This window comes from Streptomyces europaeiscabiei (assembly GCF_036346855.1).
In the GTDB taxonomy this organism is placed as follows: domain Bacteria; phylum Actinomycetota; class Actinomycetes; order Streptomycetales; family Streptomycetaceae; genus Streptomyces; species Streptomyces europaeiscabiei.
On record NZ_CP107841.1, the window covers coordinates 3,295,435 to 3,318,521 of the forward strand.

19 protein-coding genes and 1 pseudogene are annotated in these 23,087 nt (G+C 72.8%); 13 read left to right on the forward strand and 7 right to left on the reverse strand.

Going from position 1 to position 23,087, the window contains the following annotated elements; all coding sequences use genetic code 11:
* Positions 1 to 29: 29 nt before the first annotated feature.
* The 4 genes from OG858_RS14295 to OG858_RS14310 form a co-directional block, all read right to left on the reverse strand.
* Complete coding sequence (locus OG858_RS14295; RefSeq protein ID WP_319064719.1) at positions 30 to 896, reverse strand: SMP-30/gluconolactonase/LRE family protein; 867 nt, start codon at positions 894 to 896, stop codon at positions 30 to 32.
* A complete protein-coding gene (locus OG858_RS14300; protein WP_086754373.1) occupies positions 893 to 1,666 on the reverse strand; it encodes an IclR family transcriptional regulator in 774 nt (257 codons plus the stop codon). Before OG858_RS14300 ends, OG858_RS14295 begins: the two co-directional genes overlap by 4 nt.
* Before the next feature lie 563 nt (positions 1,667 to 2,229).
* The gene (locus OG858_RS14305) at positions 2,230 to 3,471 is read right to left on the reverse strand and encodes a helix-turn-helix domain-containing protein (protein WP_319064720.1); all 1,242 of its coding nucleotides are present in this window, start codon (positions 3,469 to 3,471) and stop codon (positions 2,230 to 2,232) included.
* A 3-nt stretch (positions 3,472 to 3,474) separates the two neighbouring features.
* Positions 3,475 to 3,627, reverse strand: coding sequence for a hypothetical protein (locus tag OG858_RS14310; RefSeq protein ID WP_179201465.1), 153 nt, complete (start codon positions 3,625 to 3,627; stop codon positions 3,475 to 3,477).
* 360 nt (positions 3,628 to 3,987) lie between these two features.
* Here OG858_RS14310 and OG858_RS14315 point away from each other — a divergent pair, with 360 nt between their 5' ends.
* From OG858_RS14315 to OG858_RS14370, 12 genes are all read left to right on the forward strand, one after another.
* Positions 3,988 to 4,965 (forward strand): DUF3068 domain-containing protein, encoded by a 978-nt coding sequence (locus OG858_RS14315; protein WP_086753875.1) that lies wholly within the window; start codon positions 3,988 to 3,990, stop codon positions 4,963 to 4,965.
* 260 nt (positions 4,966 to 5,225) lie between these two features.
* Positions 5,226 to 6,377, forward strand: coding sequence for a glycosyltransferase family 4 protein (locus tag OG858_RS14320; protein WP_319064721.1), 1,152 nt, complete (start codon positions 5,226 to 5,228; stop codon positions 6,375 to 6,377).
* 140 nt (positions 6,378 to 6,517) lie between these two features.
* Positions 6,518 to 7,219, forward strand: a complete 702-nt coding sequence (locus OG858_RS14325; RefSeq protein WP_086752303.1) for a class I SAM-dependent methyltransferase — start codon at positions 6,518 to 6,520, stop codon at positions 7,217 to 7,219.
* On the forward strand, positions 7,216 to 11,628 hold the full coding sequence (locus OG858_RS14330; protein ID WP_319259690.1) for an alpha-(1->3)-arabinofuranosyltransferase: 4,413 nt from the start codon (positions 7,216 to 7,218) through the stop codon (positions 11,626 to 11,628). The genes OG858_RS14325 and OG858_RS14330 overlap by 4 nt, the downstream gene beginning before the upstream one ends.
* Positions 11,625 to 13,187, forward strand: a complete 1,563-nt coding sequence (locus OG858_RS14335; protein ID WP_319064722.1) for a condensation protein — start codon at positions 11,625 to 11,627, stop codon at positions 13,185 to 13,187. Before OG858_RS14330 ends, OG858_RS14335 begins: the two co-directional genes overlap by 4 nt.
* A complete protein-coding gene (locus tag OG858_RS14340; RefSeq protein ID WP_086749925.1) occupies positions 13,187 to 13,957 on the forward strand; it encodes a class I SAM-dependent methyltransferase in 771 nt (256 codons plus the stop codon). The genes OG858_RS14335 and OG858_RS14340 overlap by 1 nt, the downstream gene beginning before the upstream one ends.
* 3 nt (positions 13,958 to 13,960) lie before the next feature.
* Positions 13,961 to 14,980 (forward strand): hypothetical protein, encoded by a 1,020-nt coding sequence (locus tag OG858_RS14345; protein ID WP_179201169.1) that lies wholly within the window; start codon positions 13,961 to 13,963, stop codon positions 14,978 to 14,980.
* Complete coding sequence (locus OG858_RS14350) at positions 14,886 to 15,143, forward strand: Trm112 family protein (RefSeq protein ID WP_086749924.1); 258 nt, start codon at positions 14,886 to 14,888, stop codon at positions 15,141 to 15,143. Before OG858_RS14345 ends, OG858_RS14350 begins: the two co-directional genes overlap by 95 nt.
* Entirely contained in the window at positions 15,140 to 15,988 is an 849-nt protein-coding gene (locus OG858_RS14355; RefSeq protein WP_328544826.1) for an FkbM family methyltransferase, read from the forward strand. Before OG858_RS14350 ends, OG858_RS14355 begins: the two co-directional genes overlap by 4 nt.
* A complete protein-coding gene (locus OG858_RS14360; RefSeq protein WP_373420843.1) occupies positions 15,948 to 16,568 on the forward strand; it encodes a hypothetical protein in 621 nt (206 codons plus the stop codon). The genes OG858_RS14355 and OG858_RS14360 overlap by 41 nt, the downstream gene beginning before the upstream one ends.
* Before the next feature lie 167 nt (positions 16,569 to 16,735).
* Entirely contained in the window at positions 16,736 to 17,656 is a 921-nt protein-coding gene (locus OG858_RS14365) for an MEDS domain-containing protein (RefSeq protein WP_086749921.1), read from the forward strand.
* Positions 17,653 to 18,069: an ATP-binding protein gene (locus tag OG858_RS14370; protein ID WP_256960628.1), complete on the forward strand. Its 417-nt coding sequence runs from the start codon at positions 17,653 to 17,655 to the stop codon at positions 18,067 to 18,069. The genes OG858_RS14365 and OG858_RS14370 overlap by 4 nt, the downstream gene beginning before the upstream one ends.
* Here OG858_RS14370 and OG858_RS14375 read toward each other — a convergent pair.
* Entirely contained in the window at positions 18,030 to 20,429 is a 2,400-nt protein-coding gene (locus tag OG858_RS14375; RefSeq protein ID WP_328544825.1) for a LuxR C-terminal-related transcriptional regulator, read from the reverse strand. The genes OG858_RS14370 and OG858_RS14375 overlap by 40 nt on opposite strands.
* Positions 20,430 to 20,513: 84 nt before the next feature.
* On the reverse strand, positions 20,514 to 20,672 hold the full coding sequence (locus tag OG858_RS14380; RefSeq protein ID WP_086749919.1) for an Arc family DNA-binding protein: 159 nt from the start codon (positions 20,670 to 20,672) through the stop codon (positions 20,514 to 20,516).
* 50 nt (positions 20,673 to 20,722) lie between these two features.
* Here OG858_RS14380 and OG858_RS14385 point away from each other — a divergent pair.
* A pseudogene (locus OG858_RS14385) lies at positions 20,723 to 21,949 on the forward strand (RNA-guided endonuclease InsQ/TnpB family protein).
* Positions 21,950 to 22,126: 177 nt separating this feature from the next.
* Here OG858_RS14385 and OG858_RS14390 read toward each other — a convergent pair.
* Positions 22,127 to 23,017 (reverse strand): ATP-grasp domain-containing protein, encoded by an 891-nt coding sequence (locus OG858_RS14390; protein ID WP_327723974.1) that lies wholly within the window; start codon positions 23,015 to 23,017, stop codon positions 22,127 to 22,129.
* Between the last annotated feature and the right edge of the window lie 70 nt (positions 23,018 to 23,087).

Genomic DNA, 23,087 nt, shown 5'->3' on the forward strand with positions numbered 1-23,087 from the left:
GACGACCACATGGGCGCCGTACTCCGGGATCAGCCCGCGAACGCCGGCTGGGCCAGGCCCTTCCCCGCGCCCGGTACCACCAGCAGTGAGCCCGACAGCGGGTGCGGGGTCTCTGTTCCCGTGCGGGCTGTCGTGATGTACAGGTCGGTGAGGTCGGGGCCGCCGAACGCGCAGGCGGTGGGGCGGGGGGTGGGGAGGGGGATGACGCGGTCCAGGGTGCCGGCCGGGGTGTAGCGGCGGACGGCGCCGCCCTCCCAGAGGGCGACCCAGACGCAGCCCTCGGCGTCGACGGTGAGGCCGTCGGGGAAACCGCCACCGTCCTCGATGGTCACGAAGGGGCGCCGGCCGACGGGCAGGCGGCCGTCCTCGGTGTCCGTGTAGTCGAAGACGTCGACGCGGCGGGTCGGCGAGTCGATGTAGTACATCAGCCGGCCGTCCGGGCTCCAGCCGGTGCCGTTGCTGACGGCGACGTCGTCGAGGACCGTCCGTGTGAGGCCGTCGGCGGTGAAGCGGGACAGGGTGCCGCCGCCCGGGGCCTCGTCGTAGCGCATGGTGCCGGCGTAGAGGGAGCCGTCGGGGGCGACGGCGGCGTCGTTGGCGCGGCGGCCGGGGACCGGCTCGTGGTGCAGCCACCGGAAGCCGCCGTCCGGGTCGGTCAGGCCCACGCCGTCCCGGAGGTTCAGGACGAGGCCGCCGCCGACGCGGGGCTTGGCCGCGCCGACGTGCTGCTCGGTGACGAGGACCGTGCGGCGGCCCGACGCCGGGTCATACGTGTAAACGCGCGACCCGAGGATGTCGATCCAGATCAGGCGTTGGGCGTCGGCGTCCCAGGTGGGGCCCTCGCCGAGGGCCGCGTACTCCCGTACCGCGATCTCGTAACCCGTGGGCGCGCTCATGCCACGATCCGGTGGCCGAGGCGCTCGGACAGCTCCGCGGCGCCCTTGGCGGCGAGCTGCTCCAGCTCGATCCGGCGCTCGTCGCTCCAGCGGATCATGGGGACGGAGATCGAGATCGCGGCGACGACCCGACCGGTGCGGTCGCGGACCGGCGCGGCGACGCAGGAGACGTCCGGGTTGGACTCGCGGTTCTCCACGGCGAGACCCCGCTCACGGATCCGGGCCAGGGTCTCGCGCAGGGCGGCCGGGTCGGTGATGCTGTTGGGGGTCATGGCGATCAGGTCGGCGTCGTCCGGGATCCGGGCGCTCAGCTCGACCTCGGGAAGGGAGGCGAGGAGCATCTTGCCGACGGAGGTGCAGTGCGCCGGGAGGCGGCGGCCCGCGGCGGAGACCATGCGCACGGCGTGCGTGGAGTCGACCTTGGCGATGTAGATGACGTCCGTGTACTCCAGGATCGCCACGTGCACCGTCTCGTCGCAGGTCTCGGCGACGGACCTGGCCACCTGCTGGCCCTCGGCGGCGAGGTCCAGCTGCTCGGCGTAGCGGCTGCCGAGCTGGTACGGGCGGACTCCGAGGCGGTAGCGTCCCGGCTGGCCCTGCACCTGGACGATGTATCCCCGGGCGGCGAGTGTGGTGACCAGCTCGTGCACGGTGGTGCGGGGCAGCTGGAGTCTGCGCACGATGTCGGGGGCGGACAGCGTGCCGTCCCCGTCCAGGAAGAGCTCCAATATGTCGAGCGCCCGGGTCACGGCAGGTACTAGGCGTCCCATGGTCGGCCCCCTCCCTCTGTCTGTCTGTCTCTGTCTGTCTACGGCGAGTGTTCGAAATTTCAACTGTCGATCGGCATAACGAACACAGGCTAGTCATAGTGCCCTTGACCGGGCAATGGTCGGGGGCACCCCGGGTTTCCTGCGAACGGTGGGCGGGCACCGGCTTCGCACGCGGCGGGGAGGCGGGGGCATTCAGTGACGGACGCCGACAGAATGGCAGAATTCGGGCCCGATGGTCTCGTCGGCCCGGCGCTCGGGGCGGGCCTGGTGGGCGGGGCGGGCCTGGTGGGCGGGGCGGGCCTGGTGGGCGGGGCGAGCCTGGTGGGCGGGGCGAGCCTGGTGGGCGGGGCGAGCCTGGTGGGCGGGGCGAGCCTGGTGGGCGGGGCGAGCCTGGTGGGCGGGGCCTGGCTGATCACGGGGGACGGCGACCGGTCGGCCTTCCCGGGGGCGGCGGGGGCGCGGGCCGCCCCGGGCGCGGACCCCTCGGCGACGGAGAGGCTCGGCAGGTTCCGCCACCGGGTGGGGGCGGGGGCCGGTGTCCCCGGGACACCGGCCCCCGCCCCTCACCGCCGGGGACGCGGGTCCCCCAGTTCGCCCCGCAGGCGTTGCGCCCTCAGGACGAGTTCCAGTTCGAAGCGGCGGTCGGGGTTGTCGATCTCATCGCCCCAGAGTTCGCGGATCTGGCGGAGACGGTAACGGACGGTTTGCGGGTGCACACCGAGGCGGGTGGCGATCTCGGGGGCGCCGCCGCGGGTCTCCAGCCAGGCGAGGAGGGTCTCGGCGAGGCGGCGGCCGTGGGTGGGGCCGCAGTGGGCCAGGGGGGCGAGGCAGCGCAGGGCGAGGTCGTCGATCAGCTCCTCGGGCTGGAGGAGGACCAGGGCCTCGGTGTGCTCGGTGCAGTGCAGGACCTCGCCGCCGGGCAGCAGCCGGCGTTCCATGAGCCGTACGGCGGCCTCCGCCCAGCGCAGCGACTTCGCCGCGTCGGCCAGCGGCACCGGCGGGCCGATCGCGCCGGACCAGCCGGTCAGGGCGCGGTGGAGGAGTTCGGGGCGGCCGGCCGCGTCCGGTTCGGGGACGACCATGCGGGGCTGCTCGTACTCCATGTCCAGCAGGACGCCCTGGCCGACCGCGGGGGCCATGGCCTCGCGGGCCGGGCGTAACAGGACCCCGACCGCGACCTTCTCCGGGAGGGTCCAGCCGATCCGGGCCGCGCGTTCCGTGAGCGCGTCCGCCGGGTCGCCCCTGTGGTGCTCGGCGAGGAGGAGTTCCATCAGCCGGCGTTGCAGTCGCAGCCGTTCGCCGGCCTGCCGAGCAGCCGCCTCCGCATAGCCGCGCACCGACTGGTCCACCAAGCCGTCCAGGTACTCGTATCCGGCGTCGACGAGTTCGTACATCGCGGGCGGCGGGATCTCCACGCGCTGGCCGATCTCCGCGAAACGGCGCCAGGCGAGGCGTACACCGAGGCGATAGATCGCCTGCAACGAATCCAGGCTGCGGCCGTTCAGGCCCTCGCCGCGGCCGAACTCCTGGAAGACGCCGGGAGGGACACGCGGGCGGCCCTCGGCGGTCTCCAGGTGCTGGACGAAGACCTCGATCGCGCGGCGGATGCCGATGAGGGCCATCGGCTCGCCGGAGTCGTCGAGGACGACGGGCAGCTGCGGGTACTCGCGGCGGATCTCACCCAGGATCTCCTCGGCGAGGGCGGGGGCCTCGGCCATGGCGATCGCGGCGAACTCGCGCACCTGCAGGCGCGGCACGTCGTGCCAGGCGGAGCGGACCGTGACGGTCACCGGCACTCCGGTCACCCCTCAGCGCTCCTGACCGGCGTTCTCGTACGTGATGAGCGGGGTGTTCGGCTGGTCCGGGGTCTCGTCGAGCAGCGCGACGACACCGAGTGCGGCCCCCACGGCGAGAGCCGCGGCGGCCAGCATGGTCAGTGCGGCGGCGAGCAGTCTGGACATCGCAGGGGCAGCCTCTCGGTCGACAGGTCGTCCCCACCCAGGGCACCCCGCATGCCCAGTGTCAGCAATGCATTGACACTGCGTCAAGACTCCGCCTACGGTTCCCGGCCCAAGGGGGTGCCGTCCGGGCCGGCGCGGCATCGCGGTGTCCGGCACGCGCGCTCGCCGCGTCACCGGAAGGCCCGAGTGGCCCCGCCACGAGGACCTTCCGGCACCTTGCGATCGCACGCACCGGACGCCGCTCCTTCTCCCACGCCGACCCGGACGGTACCCCCTGGTCACGCGCACATTCCCCCCAGTCGTCGCCCCTTCCGCACGCCTACCCGAGTCGCACCTCCCAACGCCCCCTGGAGTGCCCGGATGCGCCGTACAGCCTCACCGATCTCCCTGGTCCTGCTGGGCCTCGGCACCTTTCTGCTGGTCCTCGCGCCCCTGCTCGCGTGGTACGTGCAGCCACGGGCCGCCGTGAACCCGATCGACATCGACACGACCGCCGTCTACACCGGCACGGGCAGCGTCTTCGACGTGGGGCAGGTGAGGACCGTGCCGGACCAGGAGATCACCGTGACCCAGCGGGTGCGCGGCGATGTGGCCGAAAGTGAGCGCAGCGGGGCCGCGGTGTGGGACGTGATCACCTCGGTCGACACCGAGAAATCACTGCCGGCGGCCGACCCGCACGACGCGCTGGACTTCACCCCGCACCGCTGGGTGAGCGACCGGAGGACCAACCGGCCCGTGCACTGCTGCGACGAGAAGCCGTACATCGAGGGCGAGGCGTACCTGAAGTTCCCCTTCGACGTGCAGGAACGCTCCTACCGCTGGTGGGACAACACGCTCGGCGCGACGGTGACGCTCCACTACGAGGGCCGCAAGAAGATCCGGGGCTATGAGGGGCTGCGCTTCACGGCGAAGGTTCCGGCCACGAAGACCGGCACCCGGATGGTCCCCGGCGCCCTCGTCGACGAGCCGAGCAGGCCGCAGGTGCTCGCCGAGGAGTGGTACGCCAACCACGGTCTCGAACTGGTCGTCGACCAGAGCACGGGACGCGTGCTCTACGCGCAGACCGGGCCGCGCCGGACGCTGCGGGCGCCGGGCGGGGACGAGGACGCGGCGGTGCTGCTGGACAGCCGGAAGCTCTCGTTCACCTCGGCGACGCAGAAGTTCGCGGTCGACCAGGCGGAGAAGGACAGCGGACTGCTGCGACTGGTGGGGCGGACGGTGCCGATCGGTGCCGCTGTGGTCGGTTTCGTCCTCGCCGCGGCGGGTGCCGTTTTGGTCGTGCGCGGCAGGCGGCGCCCCGATACGCCCGAGTCGTCCCAGGAACCGATCACGATGTGACAGGGCGTCAGTTGAATAAACCCCGGAAATTATCACGTCGGTGAGTAGCAGCTTCGAACCGCTGGGCGAAAACTGTCCACCCCACCTGAGCACAGCCCACCCACACCTCGCCCACAAGCAACTCCCCCACATCTCCCAGCACCTTCCAGGAACGAGAGACCCGCAAGACCCACCCGGACCCCCCTCCCACCGGAACATCCCCCACGGCGAACGCCCTTCTCCCCGCTGAGTTCCGCACCCCGAGACGAGTTGGAGCACCCATGCCCCAGCACGTGCCGTTTTCGCTGGTCGAGGTGTTTCCGCGCCTGGACCGGCACCGATCGGCAGGCCCCCCACAGCCACGCCGGATCGTCTTTCTCGCCCGCCGTGACCTCGGTAATCCGGCGGCGGGGGGCTCCGAGCTCCTCGTCGACCGGCTCGCCGACGGCCTGACCCGGCTGGGCCACCAGGTCACCCTGCTGTGCGGGGGTCCGGCGGCCAACCGCGACTACCGGGTCGTGTCGGCCGGCGGCGACCTGAGCCACCATCTGCGCGCCAAGTCGGCCTTCGCCCGTCAGGTCGGCGACTGCGACCTCCTCGTCGAGGTGTGCAACGGCATGCCCTACCTCGCGCCGCTCTGGCACCACGGTCCGACGATGTGCCTGGTCAACCATGTGCACACGGATGTGTGGCAGCTGCGGTTCGGCGGCCCCCTGGCGCCGGCCGCGCGGCTCGGCCGAAGACTCGAACACTGGTCGCTGACAGCCGCGCAGCGCCAGAATCTGCTGGTCGCCGTGTCCCCGTCCACGGCCACCGCGCTCCGCTCGATCGGTGTGGAGCGGGAGCGGATACGGGTCGTGCACAACGGGGTCGAGGAGCCCGGGCCGCGTTCCGAGCGGTCGTCCGAGCCGCTGTTCGTGGCCGTGGGGCGGCTGGTCGAGTACAAGCGCATCGATCTGCTGCTGCGGCTGTGGGAACGGGTGCGGCCGGTGACGGGCGGGCGGCTCGTGATCGTCGGTGACGGGCCGGAGCGGTCACGGCTGGAAGCGATGGCCGGGGCGGGTGTCGAGTTCGCCGGGCACGTCTGCGAGGAGGAGAAGCACCGGCTGTTGTGCGCGGCCTGGTTACTGCTTCATCCGTCCGCCGTCGAGGGGTGGGGGCTGGTCGTCACGGAGGCCGCCGTGCGGGAGACGCCCTCGGTCGCCTTCGATGTGCCGGGGCTGCGGGATTCCGTCGTGGACGGGGAGACCGGGGTGCTGGCCCGGGGCGAGTCGTCGTTCGCCGCGGCCTGGTGCGCGTTGGCGCTGTCCACCGATCGGCGGGTGCTGATGGGGAAGGCCGCGCGGGAACGGGCCGCGCACTACCGGTGGGGTCACACGGTGCGGCAGTTTCGTGCGGTGGCCGCGGAGGCTGTGCGGGGCTGGACGCCATGAAGAAGGAACCGGGCGCCGCACGGGGTGTCTCGACGGATCGTTGGCGGCTGCGGGTCCGTCGTGGCTTGTCGCGCCCCGGGCGCGGAGCCGCCCATGTCACAGCCCCGCGCCCCTACGGTGACCCTTCCCTGAAACGCTCCGTGTCCCTCTTCCGGGCCTTCATGCGGGAGCAGGACGATCCCGAGTACTGCTATGCGCTGCTGGCCCGCGATGCCGTCGATCAGGTCGAGGCGTACGGCGGGGCGCCCGTCGACGGGCTGACCGTCGTCGATGTCGGGGGCGGGAGCGGGTACTTCACCGAGGAGTTCCGGCGGCGGGGTGCGCAGGCGTATCTCTTCGAGCCGGATCTGCGGGAGTTGGGGACGAAGCCGCCGGACGGGGCCGTCGTCGCCGACGGGTATCTGCTTCCCCTGGCCGACGGCGTCGCCGACGTCACCTTCACCTCCAACGTGTTGGAGCATGTCTCCGATCCGCCGACCTTCATCAGTGAGCTGGTGCGGGTGACGCGGCCCGGCGGGCTGATCTATGTGTCGTTCACGAACTGGCTGTCCCCGTGGGGCGGGCACGAGTGGGCGCCCTGGCACTACCTGGGAGCCGAACGGGCGCGGGCCCGCTATCGGCGCCGTACCGGGAAGGACGCCAAGCACACCCTCGGCGAGAACCTCTTCGCCGTGCACATCGGACGCACTTTGCGGCAGGTGCGCGGCCGGGACGACGTGACGGTCGTGTCGGCGCGCTCCCGCTACTGGCCGTTTCTCGCGGAGACCGTCGTGAAGGCGCCGGGACTGCGTGAGTTCGCCACCTGGAACCTCCTCCTCATCCTCCGGCGGTGTCCACCATGACGAGCACGGTCCAGGCTCCACCTCCCGCGCCGGTGCGGCCGGCGGGCACGACCGAGGGACCCCCCGAGGGCCCTCGGTCGCGGCGCTGGCTGCTGGGATTCTGGGCCGTGGTGTTCGTACTGCTGGTCGCCGCGCAACCGGGGCGGCAGACCTTCGACACCAAGCTCGGAGTCACCACCGACCCCTGGCAGTTCGTCTCCGACCTCGGTCAGCTGTGGCACGACCGGGGCGGGTTCGGCGGGATCCAGGACCAGTACGTCGGCTACCTGTGGCCGATGCTGCCGTACTACGGGCTGAGCGACCTGGTCGGGCTGCCGGTGTGGCTCGCCGAGCGGCTGTGGCTGTCGCTGATCGTGTCGGTGGCGTTCTGGGGCGCGCTGCGGCTGGCCGAGCGGCTGGGTGTCGGGAGTTCCGCATCACGGCTGTTGGCCGCCGGTGCCTACGCGTTGTGGCCCGTGTTCACCACCGTCGTCGGGTCGACCTCGGCCGCCGCGCTGCCGGGGGCGTTCCTGCCGTGGGTGCTGCTGCCGTTGACCAACGAGCGGTACAGCGCGCGGGTGGCCGCCCTGCGGTCGGCGCTCGTCATCCCGTTCATGGGCGGGGTCAACGCGACCGCGACCCTGGCCTCGCTGGTGCCCGTCGGGCTGTACCTGCTCACCCGGACGCCGGGGACGCGGCAGCGGAGGCTGATCGCCTGGTGGGTGCCGGGGGTGATCCTGGCGACCGCGTGGTGGGTGGTCCCGCTGCTGCTGCTCGGCTTCCACGGGGAGAACTTCCTTCCGTACGTGGAGAGTTCGCAGACCACGACGGCCACGATGTCCGCCACCGAGGCACTGCGGGGCGCCGGGAACTGGGTGGCGTATCTGAACTTCGGTGAGCCCTGGCTGCCGGCCGGCTGGTCCGTCGCCGCGTCCGTCGTCGTGATCCTGTCGTCGGCGCTGGCGGCGGGGCTGGGACTCGCCGGGCTCGCGCGGCGGGACATGCCCGAGCGGCGGTGGCTGGTGCTGACCGTGCTGGTGGTCGCGCTGATCACGCTCGCCGGGTACGGCGGTGTGTTCGGGGCGCCCTTCCACGGGGTGGTCCAGGACTGGCTGAACGGGGGCCTCGCGCCCTTCCGGAACATCTACAAGTTCCAGACCGGGCTGGCGCTCGCGCTCGTCCTCGGGCTCGCGCATGTGGTGGGGGTGGCCGCGCAGGCGCACGGGGCCCGCCGGGTGCGGGGGCGTCGGTTCGCCCCGCTGATCGCGGCCGTCCTCGTCGTCCCGGGGCTGCTGTGGCCGTACCTCAACGGGGCGGTGCTGCAGCCCGGTTCGTTCCAGGAGCTGCCCAAGTACTGGCAGTCGACGGCCGATTGGCTGAAGAAGTATTCGCCCGACTCGCGGGCGCTGGTCGTACCGGCCACCGCGCACGGCATCTACACCTGGGGCACCACCGTCGACCAGCCCCTCGACGTCCTCGCCGAGTCCCGCTGGGCACAGCGCGACTACGTCCCCTTCGGCACCCCCGGCAACCGGCGCGCGATGGACGCCGTCGAGCAGGCGCTGCTGACGGGCGGCGAAGTCCCGGGTCTGGGCGACTACTTGAGCCGGGCCGGCCTGTACTACGTCGTCGTACGCAATGACCTCGACCCCGACCAGATCGGCTCGGTGCCGACCACGACCGTGAAGCGGACCCTGGAGCAGTCCGGGTACGAGCGGGTGACGGGGCTCGGGCCGATGATGACCGGCGGGCGGATCGCCGAGGGCACCCCGCTCCAGATCGAGGGGCTGTACGCACGGCAGCGGGCCGTGGAGATCTATCGCCCCGCCCAGGACGTGCCGCGTCCCGGGCAGGCCGGGCTGAAGGCGATCGCGGACACCGCCGTCGTCTCCGGCGGCCCCGAATCACTGCTGCCGCTCGCCGCCGACCCCGAACTGCGCGACCGCGCCACCGTGCTGACCGGCGACAACCACCCCGGCCTCGGCACCCCGGCCGTACAGGTGGTCGGCGACGGACTGCGCCGCGCGGACACCCGCTTCGGCCTGGTCAACGCCAACACGTCGTACACGTACACGGCGAACGAGCGGAACCCGAGCGGAAGTGTGCAGGACCCCGGTGCGAAGCCCAAGCAGATCCTGCCGGTGTCGGGTCTCGGCCACCAGACGGTGGCCGAGCTGCGCGGCGCCGAGTCGGTGACCGCCTCGACCAGCGGAAACTGGTTGTTCCATCTGCCGCAGTACGACCCGGTGAACGCCTTCGACGGCGACCGGGGCACCGCCTGGGCGGAGGGCGCGGCCGGGTCGGCGAACGGTCAGTGGCTGCGGATCGACTTCGACGGCAGCCAGGACGTCCCGGAGACGTTCGAGGTCACACCGCTGCCGCAGGACGGGGTGCGGTCGGCGCCGACACGGATCAAGGTGGAGACCGAGCGGGGCTCCCGCTCCACGAACCTCCAGGCCGACGGCTCGACGCAGACGGTCAACGCCCGTCCCGGCGAGACGAGTTGGCTGAAGATCACGATCCTCGACTCGGCGGAGCGGCACACCGGGCTCGTCGGCGCGGGCTTCGCCGAGATCGACATCCCCGGCGTCGAGGTCACCCGGATGCTGCGGCTGCCGACCGATGCGAAGGAGTCCGACGCCTCCGCCGAGGTGATCGCGCTGCAGAGGGCCGCCGACCCGACCGGTCTCTCTCCCACGGGCACGGAACCGGGGCTGCACCGCGCCTTCGGCACCACCACGGCGGGGACGTACGAGGTGAGGGCGACGGCCGTCCCCGTGCCGGGCGACGAACTCGACAAGCTGCTCTACGAGGTCGCCCCCGACCAGCAGACCCGGATGACGGCGACCGCCGGATCCACGGCCTCCCTCGGGGCCGGGCTCTCGCCGCGCAACCTGACCGACGGCGACCTGACGACGGCGTGGATCGCGGGCGACGACCCGACCATCCATCTCGACTGGAAGGACAAGTGGCCGGTCGGCTCGCTCGTCCTGGCCCCGGCGGGCGGCCTGTCGGCCCGGCCGACGCAGGTCGAGATCAGCTCTCCCGACGGCGCCGCCATCGCCGGTGTCGACGAGAACGGCTGGGTCCGCTTCGACCCGATCAACACCGACCAGCTCGACATCACCATCACCGAGACCGCCCCGCTGACCGTCCACAACCCCGTCGCCGACGAGGACCTGCAACTCCCGGTCGGCCTCACGGAGGCGTACGTCCCGGCCCTCGACCAGTACCGCACTCCGCAGCCCGCCCCGACCCGGGACTTCGAGCTGCCGTGCGGCGAGGGCCCGGCGGTCGAGGTCGACGGGACGCTGTACGAGACGAGCGCCAAGGGCACGGTACGGGACCTGGTGGAGCGCCGGTCGATCGACCTGACGCTCTGCCAGAACGGCAAGGCAGAGGGCGGGTTGGAGCTCGGTGCGGCCGACCGGCACACCTTCGAGTCCGAGGACTCGGGCGCGCTGGCCGTCACCACCGTGACCCTCACCCGGGGCTCGATCGCCGAACCCGCCGCAGGCGGCCGCGACCTGGGCATACGGGACTGGCTCGGCGACCGCCGCGCGGTCACCGTCGGCGACGGGGCGGCCTCCTACCTGACGACGTACGAGAACTTCAACGACGGCTGGAAGGCCACGCTGGGCGGCCGCGAGCTGACCCCCGTGCGGCTCGACGGCTGGCAGCAGGGCTGGCGCGTCCCCGGCGGCGCGGGCGGCACGGTCAAGCTGTCGTACGAGCCGTCCGTGACGTACGAGGCCGGGCTGATCGGTGCCGGCGTGGGCCTCGCGGCCCTGATCGGGCTGGCCCTCTGGCGCCGCCGGGAGCCCAACCCCGACGAGCCGCAGCCCATCCCGCCGGGCCCCGGCCTCTGGCTCGGCACGGTCGCCCTCACCCTCGTCGGCATCGTCATCGCGGGCTTCTTCGCCCTCCTGGTCCCGTTGCTGGCCCTCCTCGCCCGGAGACGGCACACCCTGCTCGTACCGATCGCCTTCCTCGCCCTGGCCGGTGCCGGCCTCGCCGCCGCCCTCGGAGCGGGCGAGCCGGTCGCGGCGGACGAGGGCGCGTTCGGGCATGTGGCCCAACTCCTCGCGCTGATCGGGTTGTTCGCGGCGCTGGTGAGTGTGGGGGCGGACGTCGTGACCTCGCCGGAACGGCCGGGCCCCACACGGGAGTTCGAGGTCCCGCCGGGGGCGCCGCTGCCGCAGCGGAGGCGGGTGGACAAGACACTGAACGGCGGACCGGGCAGCTCCGGGGAAGGCGGCGGGTCCCTCGCGGGTCCGACGACCTCGGCACGCGGGCCGGGCTCCCCGCAAGGGGACCAGGACACACCGACCCGGCGGATTCCGTTCACCAAGCCGAAGTCCGGGGCGGCGCCGCCGGAGAACGACGGCCCCACGGGAGAAGGCGGTACGGGTAAGGGGGAACCGGCATGACGACGCTGGACCACCCCGCACGGGACGAAGCTGCCCACGGGCCTGCCCGCATCCCCTTCCCGGTGGTCGACGAGGTGTCCCGACACTGCCTCCAGGAGGAGGAACCCGAAACCGTCCACATCGAGGTCCACCTGCGCGGCCACCTCGACCCCGACCGCCTCCGCACCGCCTTCACCGCCGCCCTCCGCGCCCACCCCCGCATCCTCATGCGGGAGGCGCCGGGACGGTGGTACAGCCGCCGCTACGAGTGGGAGCTGACCGGGGAGCCGGAGGTCGAGGTGGTGGCCTTCCTGCCGGCGGGCCCGCACGCGCTGCGGGACGCGCGGACGAGGGCCCTGATGGAGGCCCCTCCCCTGACTCTGTCGCCGCCGATCCGCCTGGAGGTGGTGGAGGGAGCGGGGCCGGCGGTGGGCAGCGAGGCCGGCGACGACGTCGGGCACGCGGCCGGGCGCCCGGGGGCGAAGTCGGCCGGGGGGAGGTTCCGCACCCCGGCGGTACGAGGTGCCGCCGCACCCCTCCTCCCCCACTCCCGGCTCCGTTCGAGCGAGGGGACCCCCATCGCCCCGGCACCACCATCGGCCGTGAGCGGGCGGAACGAGGCGGAGGCGACCATGGCGCCCGCGGCGACGACGGCCGGCCCTCCCACCGGCACCGTCCTCTTCCTCACCATCAACCACACCGCACTCGACGGCCCCGCCTGCCTGCGCATCCTCGCCACCGCGGCACAGCTGTACGGCGGCAGGGACAACGCCCCCGCGGCCCCGCCCGTCCGCCCCACCTCCACCCCGGACGAACCGAGCCCACCCGAGACGGAGGCCCCTTCCAACTGGGCCCGCCCCGCCCGCGTCGCCCCCGGCACCCCGGAGCCGTCCCCCGGCAACGGCCTGCTCGTCACCGAACTCCCCGTCCCCCGGCGCCCGAAGTCCGCCCCCTACACCGTGAACGACCAGCTGATGGTCACCACGGCCCTGATGCTCGCCCACTGGAACCGGGAACACGGCGCCCGCCCCCGCCCCCTCCGCATCACCATGCCCGTGGACGACCGTCCGAGGGACACCGACATGGAGATAGGCAACGGCACCCGCCTGGTGGAAGTCGCCTTCTCCTCGGACGAGTTGAACCCCGCCCACATCCCCCTCCCCGTCCTCCTGCGCCGCACCGCGGAACGCACCCGTGCCCTGAAGTCCAGGCAACGCCCCCAACTGGGCCACGGTGCCTCCCTGTTGACCGCCCCGGTCGTCCCCGTCGCCTGGCGCGCGGCACTCACCCGGAGCCTGCGCAGAGCCGCGGCCCCCTGGACATCGACCACCCTGCTCAGCAACATCGGCCGCGTGCCGTACGCGCTGGACTTCGGTGAGGAGGCCGGCCGCGCCCACGCCGTGTGGTTCTCGGCCCCCGCCCGTATGCCGCGCGGCCTCACCGTCACGACCGCCTCCACGGCGGGCCGTCTGCACCTGGCCCTGCGTTGGTCCCGCGCCCTGCTCGGCCACGGCGACGGCGCCCACCTCCGCGACCTCTTCGAGCACTATCTCCACGCGACGGCAGAGGACACCGAGTGATGCCGCGAGCCACGCCGACCGCCTCGCCCACCACATCCCCGACACCCGCCCCGGTAAGAGGGCTTCGGGACTTCTACGAGGACCCGTCCGTCCCGGTCGCCTCCGGCACCCCCCGCAGCCTCGCCCAGGCCCGCATGCTGGCGGCCGCTCTCGGCCCGGCGGCCACCACGGGCCCCCGCACGATCCTCGACATCGGCTGCGGCGACGGCACGGCGGCGGCCACCGCCGCGCCCCTCCTCACCGGCCACCGCATCATCGGCGTCGACTGGTCCCAGGACGCCCTCCGCCGAGCCCGCACCCGCATCCCGTACGCGGTCCGGGGCGAACTGGCCGACGGAGGGCTGCCGTTGCGGTCGGAGTCCGCCGACGCCGTGCTGTTCAGCGAGGTCATCGAGCACCTGGTCGACCCCGACGCGGCCCTCGACGAGATCCGCCGCGTCCTGCGCCCCGGCGGTCATCTGATGCTGTCGACACCCAATCTCGCCGCCTGGTACAACCGCGCTCTGCTGCTCGCGGGCGTCCAGCCCGTGTTCTCGGAGGTCAGCCTGCGCGGCATCCACGGCCGCCCGGGGACGGAGGTCGTGGGCCATCTGCGGCTCTACACCGCCCGCGCGCTGAGGGAGTTCGTGGCCGCGTCCGGCTTCGAGGTCGTACGGCTGCGCGGGGCGCCCTTCCACGGCGTACCGCGCCCGCTGCGTCCGCTGGACCGCCTGGCCTGCGCGGCCCCGTCGGCCGCGTCGATCCTGCTGCTGCACGCACGGAGGATGTAGGCGATGTGGTGGGGAGTGGCCGCGGCCCTGTTGGCGAACGCGCTGTACAGCACCGGATTCGTCCTGGAGAAACGGGCACTCACCGCCATGCCGCAGGTGACGGTCCGGGAGCCGGTGAAGCTGCTGCGGCAGGTCGTCGGCAGCCCGCTGTGGATCGCGGGCTCGCTGTCGCTGGCCGCCGGGTTCGCCGCACAGCTGGCCGTGTACCGGACGCTGCCGATCGCCGCCGCCCAGGGCATCTTCGTGTCGGGTCTTGTCCTGCTGGTCCTGCTCTCGGCGCGGCTGCTCGGCGAGGAGACCACGGGCCGCGAGCGGTACGCCCTCGGCGCCATCCTCGCCGCGCTGCTGATGGTGGTGCTGTCGCTGGACGAGCACTCCGACACGGTCGGCGGCGGGGCGCCGTACGCGCTGGTCCTCACGGTCTGCCTGCCCGCGCTGGCAGCCGGGGTGGGGCTGTACCGGTCCGCCGAGCGGCGCGCCCGCCACCGGCACCGGCTGCCGACCACGGGCGTCGAGTACGGCGTGGCGGTGGGCCTGCTGTACGGCGTCAGCTCGCTCGCGATCAAGGGCGTGTCGAGCCATCTGACCACCGGCGGGCTCGGGGACGCGGTGGTCGGCCTGCTGCGCTCCCCGTACCCGTATCTCCTGCTCTTCACCGGCGCGTTCGGTCTGGTGATGTCGCAGGCGGCGCTGCAGCGCTGCCGGGCCTCGCTGATCGTGCCGGTGTGTACGACGGTGACCTGCCTGTTCACGGCGGTGCTCGGCACGCTGTCGTTCGGCGAGTCGCTGCCCGACGATCCACTGCGGCTGACGCTGCGCCTGTCGGGCACGGTGCTGGCGGTCGCCGTACTGCTGAGCATGCCCAAGCACGACAGTCCAGCGCCATCGGCGCCCCAGAACCCCGCACCGGCCAAGGAGTTGCCCCTCCATGAATCGCGACGACCCGTTGCTCCAGATCCTGGCGTGCCCGCTGGACAAGGGGCCCCTGCACCTGGTGGTCCACGAGGAGGAGACGCGACCTGACACCGCCGCCGCCCGGGCCTCGGAGTCGCTCTACAACCCCCGGCTGCACCGCCGTTACCCGATCGTCGACGGCATTCCGCAGCTGCTGCCGTCGTCGGGCGAGCAGGTGACGGAGGACGAGCACGAGAAGCTTTCCGCACTCCTCAAGGGGATGAGCTCATGACCACGCTCGCCGCCCGGCTCGCGCCGCTCCTCCCGGACCGGCTGGTCGCCTCGACCGCCCGGCTCGTCTACCCGCGCTTCGAACCGGAGCTGGCCCGGCTCGACGAGCTGTGCCCGCCGGGGTGCGGTACGGCGGTGGACGTCGGCGGCTGGTACGGCCCCTGGACGCGGCGGCTGGCACGACGGGCCGGGCACGTGGTGACCGTCGAGCCGGTGCCCCGGCTGGCCCGGCTGCTCAGCTCGACGGCCCCCTCCAACGTCCGTGTCGTCCAGGCCGCCGCCTCCGACCACCCTGGCACGGCCCGCCTCTGGCTGCCGCCCGGCGACGACGGCGGACGCGGGGTGTCGTCCCTGGTCCGCCGGGACATCCACGCCCGCGCGCTGGACGTCCACTGCGTCCCCCTCGACGGCCTGGGCCTGACGGACGTCGGGTTCGTCAAGATCGACGTCGACGGCAACGAGCTGGCCGTCCTGCGCGGCGCGTCCGGCCTCCTCGCCCGCGACCGCCCGGCCCTCTTCGTCGAACTGGAGGCCCGTATCCAGCCGATCACCCCGGTCGTCGACCTCCTCGCCGGCCTGGGCTACGCCGGCTGGGTCCTCCCCGCCGGGACCTGGCTCCCCCTCGTTCCGGCCGCCCTGGAGGCCCACCAGGAGCGCACGTCGCACAGGGCGTCCCAGGGGCTGCTCCGGCGTGTCCTGCCGTTCGCCGGCCGCTACGTCAACTCGGTGCTGTTCCTGCCGGACGGGCGCCGCCCGGGTGAGCATGCCGGTGACCGCCGGACCGCCTCGGGCGCCGTACGCCACGATGGACCCCATGTCCTCCGCGAAACGCCCCGGCCCCGATAGGCCCTCCGGTCCCTTCACCTCGCTGGACTTCCAGCTGGTGCTGCTGCGTCGTATGGCCGACCACAATCCGGGGCTCGTCGAGGACGCCCGCCGCGGTCTGGGCGTCTCCCTCGCGGACATGCGCGAGGCGAACCGGCGGTGGCAGGCGATGGTGCGGTCGCCCCGGGCGCGGGGGTCGGCGTCCCGGTACCGGTCGGTCCTGGGCGTGCCGGAATCGGCTACGGCGCTGAAGATCGGCGACCTGGACTGCGAGGCCTGGCTGTGGCCGGTCCCGTGCTGGCCCGACCTCCGCTTCGAGGTGCTGCTCGCGCCGAACGGGGCGGTGTGGAACGAGTGGCTCGTGCGGGCACCGGGGGTCGCGGGTCCTGAGCTGCGCGCTCTCGAAGACCTGACCCCGTGGTCCTGCACGGTGGACGAGGTGGCGCGGGCCTTCGCGCCGGCCCGGCCGCTGGAGGGGACCGCGCCCACGCGGTGGGGGCTGCGGTTCGTCGCACCCGACGGGCAGGGGGTACGGCGGGAGTGTGTCGCGGAGTTCACGTGGGGGCTGTTGCAGCGGATCGGCACAGCCCCGCGCCCCTGAAAGCAACCGGGTCGCACCTCTTCAGGTCACGCACTCTTTCGATCAGCTTCTTCCCCAACCGCTCGACTTGGCCTCCCAAGCAGACGATTGACGATCATCCGGCCGTGGGGAGCACCGCTGGGCCTACTGTCCGTGCAGAGTCCTGATCTCACGGAAAGGCAACCCCCATGACGACCCAGCACCGCGCGGAGCGAACCGTGCCCGTCGAGCGGCTGCGGCTGGGGGATCACGCCTGTATGGGTCCGGGGGACATCGAGGGAGCCGGGGAGTCGCCGTGGAAGGTGTTCACCGCCTACACCCGGACGAGTCTGGCGCGCGGGGAGAAGGTCCTGCTGGTCATGGACCCCGACGACCTGAGCGACGACGAGGTGGTCACCCTGCTGGACCGGGGCAGCGGGCAGGTCGTGGCGGCGCGGGCCGGCGGTCAGCTGTCGCTCAAACGCAACACGGAGGTCTACGCCCCCGACGGCCGCTTCCAGGAGCGGCGCACGATCGACACGTACGCCGCCGAGGTCGACCGCGCCTGCGACGAGGGCTGGGCGGGACTGCGGGTCGCCGCCGACATGAGCTGGGCACCCCGGATGAACCTCGGCCACGACCGGCTGCTCGACTACGAGGCGTCCGTGGCACCGCTGTTCGCGGACCCGCTGTTCACCGCGATCTGCTGGTACGACCGCCGGCACTTCGACGACGACCTCACAGCCCGCGTCGACAAGGTCCACCCGCTACGGGTCACGGAACGCCTCGACTCCCTGAAGGTCACCGAGACCCCCGACGGCGGACGGATCGCCGGCACCGCCGAGCCGAGCACGCGCACCGCGTTCGTCGAGATCCTGCGCGAGGCACTGGAACGCCGTGACGACACCGGTCCCAGCCACCTCGTCCTCGACCTCCGTGACCTGTGCTTCATGGAGGCCCACTGCGCCTGGCAGCTGATCAGCCTCGCCGCGTCGCTCCCGGCCGGCAGCGAGGTCACCGTGCGCTGCGGCGAGCTGCTGGGGCTGGTCCTGGCGCAGCTGGGCGCCGACGAGGTGCCCCAGTTACTGGTCAGCGTGGAGGGAGAAGGGAACGGGGGAGACGCCGGGTGAGCGAGGGCCTGGTGCTGCTGATGGAGTTCGACGGCGCCGAACTCCCCCTGGTGCGCTCACTGGTCGAGGAGGCGGCGCTGCGGGCCCGTCTCGCCACCGCCGTCACAGGCGCTTTCGTACAGGCCGTGTCGGAGATCGCGACGAACGCCGCGGTGCACGGGGGCGGGGCGAGTGCCGTCGAACTGCGAGTGGTGGCGGGCGAGTTGCGCTGCGAGGTGACGGACAGTGGGCGCAGCCCCGCGACGGCCCGAGGGGCACGGGCTGCGTCTCGCCGAGTCACTCATCGTCGGCGTCGGCACCACCGGCCGTATCGCCGTCCACAGCACCGCCCGGGGCACCACGGCCACCCTGTCCATGCCCCTGCCGGCCCCCGTCACAGCCCGGCCCGCGCGCTGAACCAGGCCGCCACCTGACTGCGGTTGTGGAAGCCCAGCTTCACGAGGATGCGCTCCACATGGCCCTCGGCGGTGCGGCGGGCGATGACCAGGTGATCGGCGATCTGCTTGTTGGTACGCCCCTGGGCGACGAGGGCCGCGACCTGGAGTTCACGGCGGGTGAGCGGGACCGGGTCGGGGACGGGATCGGCGCTCGGCGCCCGGGCCGATGCCGGTGCCGGTGCCGGTGCCGCACCGATGGGGCTCCCGGCCGGGGCGCCACCCTCCCGTGCGGTCGAGGCAGCCCGCGTGCGTACGGCCGGGGCGGACCCCTCCCGCGGCTCACCCAGCGCGTACGCCACCGCCTGCTCCGCCGTCAGACGGCCGCCTCGGCGGAGGGACAGGGCATAGGCGTGGTCACCGAGGGTGCTCCGGGCGTGGTGTTCGGCGGCGCGGGGGCGGCCGGGCCGGAGGGCGTCCATGGGCTTGCCGCCGATGTCGTGCCAGATGCGGTCGGCGGCGCCGCGCAGGACGCCGGCCCGCTCGGCGCCGCCCGCCAGGGCCTCGGCGGCGGCGAGCAGGTCGAGGGTACGGGCGAGGCTCTGGTGCTGGCGCACGGTGTACGGCAGCCGCAGACAGTCGCGGGCATGCTCGGCGGCACGGTCGTACTGCCCGGCCGACCAGTGCGCGAGGGCGAGGGTGCGCAGCGCCCAGGAGCGGGCCCACTGTTCGCCGTGCGCCTCGCAGAGGGCGACGGCCTCGGCGCACAGCGGGATCGCCTCCGCCGCGCGGCCCCGGCTGACGAGGGTGCAGGCCAGTTCGACGCGGGTGAGGACGACGAAGGCGGTGGAGGCGCGGGCCCGGACCGGGGCGAGCGCGCCGGCCGGTACGGGCGAGGGCGTGGGCACCGGAAGTTCCTCGTCGGCGTCGTACGCGGTCCGCACCGGGTCGAGGCCGGCCAGGACGGCGGCGGAGCGGCTGTGCACCAGCGAGGTCAGGGCGCCCGCCCACATGGCGCGGGTCAGGGTCACGTCCGGCCGGGCCCCGGCCCGCAGGGCGCCGTCCATCCAGTGCCGGCCCTCGCCCCAGATGCCGCCCGCGACCCAGTGGAACCACAGGCCGGCGGCGAGCCGCAGCCCGTGCTGGGCCTCGCCGGGGGTGGTGAGGCAGAAGTCGAGGGCGGCCCGGAAGTTGTCCTGGTCGATCCGCAGCCGTTCGGTGATCTCCGCCTGGTCGGGGCCGAACCAGGCCTGCTCGTACTCGGCGCCGAGCCGCGCGAAGTGGTCGCGGTGGCGCCGCCTGGTGTCGGTCGCCTCACCCAGGTCGTTAAGCTTCTCCAGTCCGTAGTCGCGCAGGGAGACCAGCAGGCGGTAGCGCACCTGCCCGGCATGCTCCTCCCGGACGAGCACCGATTTGTCGACGAGCCCGGCGACGGCGTCCAGGACGGCGCACGGGGCGATCTCCTCCCGGGAACCGGCGTCCGCCCCGGCGCAGACCGCCTCAGCGGCGGCCAGGTCGAAGCCGCCGACGAACACCGACAACCACGCCCACACCAGCTGCTCCTGCGGGGTGCACAGTTCATGGCTCCAGTCGACGGCGGAGCGCAGGGTGCGGTGGCGGGGCTCGGAGGTCGGGCTGCCGCAGGTGAGGAGCTGGTAGCGGTCGTCGAGGCGTTCGACGAGCTGCTCCACGCCGAGGGCGCGCACCCGGACCGCCGCCAGCTCGATGGCCAGCGGCAGTCCGTCGAGGCGCCGGCAGAGGCGGGCCACGGCCTGCTGGTTCGCCTCGCCGACGGTGAAGCCGGGGACCACGGCCGCCGCCCGGTCGGCGAACAGCCGCAGCGCGGGGAAGGACTCGACCGCCGACGGGGTCAGTTCCTCCGGCGCGGGCGCGGGCAACGGCGGCACCTCGAAGAGCTGTTCCCCGGCCAGCCCGAGCCGGTGCCTGCTGGTGGCGAGGATCCGTACGCCCTCGGTGGCCGCCAGCACGGTCCCCGCGAGGACCGCGCAACTGCGCAGCAGATGCTCGCAGTTGTCGAGCACGATGAGTAAGCGCCGCCCGCGCAGGTGGTCGACGAGGATCTCCAGCGGGGGCCGTACGGTCTCGTTGCGGACACCGAGCACGTCGTTCACGGCGTGCGGGACGAACGCCTCGTCGCTCAGCGCGGCCAGCGGTACGAGCCACACGCCGTCCGGGAAGGCCCGTGCGACCTGGCCCGCCACATGCCCGGCGAGGCGGGTCTTGCCCACCCCGCCGGGTCCCGTCAGCGTCAGCAGTCTGCCCGCCGACAACAACCGTCTGACATCGGCCGCCTCGTCCCGTCGCCCCACGAAGCTCGTCAGCTCCGCCGGGAAACCGGAAGGGCGCCGCGACTCCGATCCGCCCACGATCCTGGTCACCGGGTTCCTCCAAGGGTGCCCCGGCCTTCAGGCCGGGGAGGAATCGGACTCCTGCGGAGCAGGGCAGGGAAAGCCGAATCACAGTCAGGGCGATTCGGCATCCGCCTCGACAGTGTCGCGTCCGGCCTCCAGCCGATAGACGATCTCGGAGTTGAGGGACCTGCGGGCCGATCTGGCTTGAGCGGCCAGCCACGCGTGCAGGTCGGCGGGCAGGCGGAGCGTGATGCGCTTCTCTTCATCCATGACTCCAGAGTAGTGACATCCGGACGGCTTACGAGTGGTAAAGTGACACCATTAAGACACCACGGAAGGCATCGAGGGATGCCGGGCACGCCCGGTACACCTACCGGCTGCGCCCGTCGTCGACCGCCCACACCGCCTTGCTCGCCGAGTGGGACCGGTGCCGGTGGATCTGGAACGAGTGCGTGGTCAAGTCCCGCCAGGTGCACGCCCACAACAGGACCACCCCGGACGACAGGCTGACGTGCGGCCCGGCACAGCTCGACAAGATGTTGACCGAGGCTCGCGCACGCATGCCGTGGCTCCACGACGGCGCGAGCGTCCCGCAGCAGCAGATCATCCGGGACTTCACCAAGTCCCGCTCCAGGGCGCTCAAGGACATCGACAAGCGGCTGCCCACGCGGCAGCGTGCCGGAATGCCGCGCCACAAGAAGAAGCGTGAGGCCCTGCCCACGCTGAACTACACCACCCGGGGCTTCCGACTGAAGGGCGGTCGCCTGCACCTCGCTGGCGGCATCGACCTGACCGTGGTGTGGTCCCGCGAGCTGCCAGCCGCACCGTCGAGCGTGCGCGTGTAGCGGGACAGCCTCGGCCACTGGTACGCCTCGTTCGTCGTCGCGACCGATGTGCAGGCGCTCCCCGCGACCGGAGCCGTCCTCGGGGTCGACTGGGGCGTCAGGGAAACCGCCACCACGACCAGCGACGCCCACGACCTCCCACATGCCCAGCACGGGAAGAGTGCAGCGCAGCGTCTCGCGCACTACCAGCGGATGACGGCCCGCCGTCGCCCCGCCAAGGGGCAGGCCGCATCCAAGGGCTACCGCGAAGCCCAGCGGCAGACCGCGAAGCTCCACAAGAAGGTTGCCCGGCAGCGGCAGGACACCGCCCGCAAGTGGGCCAAGTCCGCTGTGCGGGACCACGACGCGATCGCTGTCGAGGACTTCCGCCCGAAGTTCCTCGCCAAGACCACCATGGCCCGCAAGGCCGCGGATGCCGCGATCGGCGCGACCAAGTCGGCTCTGATCGAGATGGGCCGCAAGCACGGGCGGGACATCCGCCTCGTCCACCCCGCGCACACCACCATGGACTGCGCGTCCTGCGGAGCGACAACCAAGCACGCACTTCCTCTTTCGGAACGTACCTACACCTGCACCGCGTGCGGAGCCGTCTCCCCCAGGGACAAGAACTCCGCCCGCGTGATGCTCGTCCGGGCTGGTCTCAACCCGGCTGGTGCCGAGGGCGTTAGACCTCCCGGGCCGCCGGCCCGGGAGGCGGCCTGAGCCAGGAATCCCCTCCAGTTCAAGGGAGGGGAGGATGTCAAGCCCTCAGTTGTGGTTCCCGTACGCGCTGTTGTAACCCCGAAGGGTAGGCAGCGGGCACGGGCAGGACGCGCGCTTCGCGGATTTCCCGCCTCTTCGGGTGAGGGGGCTCGTGGGGCCGGGGCGGGTGCCCGGGAGTCAGGCGGTGATAGCGGCCGCCAGGATCGCTTCGACCACGTGGGGCAGCGAGTCCGGGTGCAGCCACAGGAAGAGGTTGGGCTCGACGAGCTCCAGTTCCATCACGCACGGTCGCCCGTCCTCCCCGGTGACGAGGTCGACGCGCGCGTACAGCAGCTCGGGATTCCCCGGTACGGCGGCCAACGCCCGCTCGGCGACGACGAGTTCGGCCTCGGTCGGGGTCCAGGGCTCCAGGTCCGGGTGGGCGATCTTGTCGGCGTCGTACGCGATGCCGGGCGCGAGCACCGCCCCCTTGCGGCTGGCGTGCAGCAGACGGCCTCCGAAGAACTGCAGGGCCCGCTCCCCGTCGGTGTCGATGCTCGTCACGAAGGGCTGCACCATGGCGGTGAGCCCCTCGGCGTGCATCCGCTCTACGTGCCGTACGGCGGTCTCCCGCTGATCGGGGGTGTACCGCGCGGCGAACCGGGCGCCCGCGCCGGAGGTGGGCTTCACGACGTACTCGTGCGCCACCGGGAGCTCCACGGTCTCGCCCGGCGCGAGATAGGCCGTCGGCACGACGGGCACCCCGGCGCCGGCGAGGTCACCGAGGTACCGCTTGTCGGTGTTCCAGCGCACGACGCCAGCCGGGTTGGCGAGCCGGGTGACCTCGCCGACCTTCTCCGCCCAGGCCACGAACTCGGCCGCGCGCCAGCTGTAGTCCCAGGTCGAGCGGATGACGACGAGGTCGTAACCCGCCCAGTCGGCCGCCGGGTCGTCCCAGTGCACGGCCGTCGCGTCGGCCCCGGCATCCCCCAGCGCCCGCACGAGCACCGGCAGATCCCGGTCGCGGCTCGTCTCCGGCCCGGGGTCGTAGGTGGCGACGGCTATGCGTGGGGCGGCGGTGCGGGCCACGGGGGCTCCATTCTCGTACGTCTGCGGCGGCTGTCCGGGGAGGTTCCCGGACGACCGGTCTCGGCGCAGG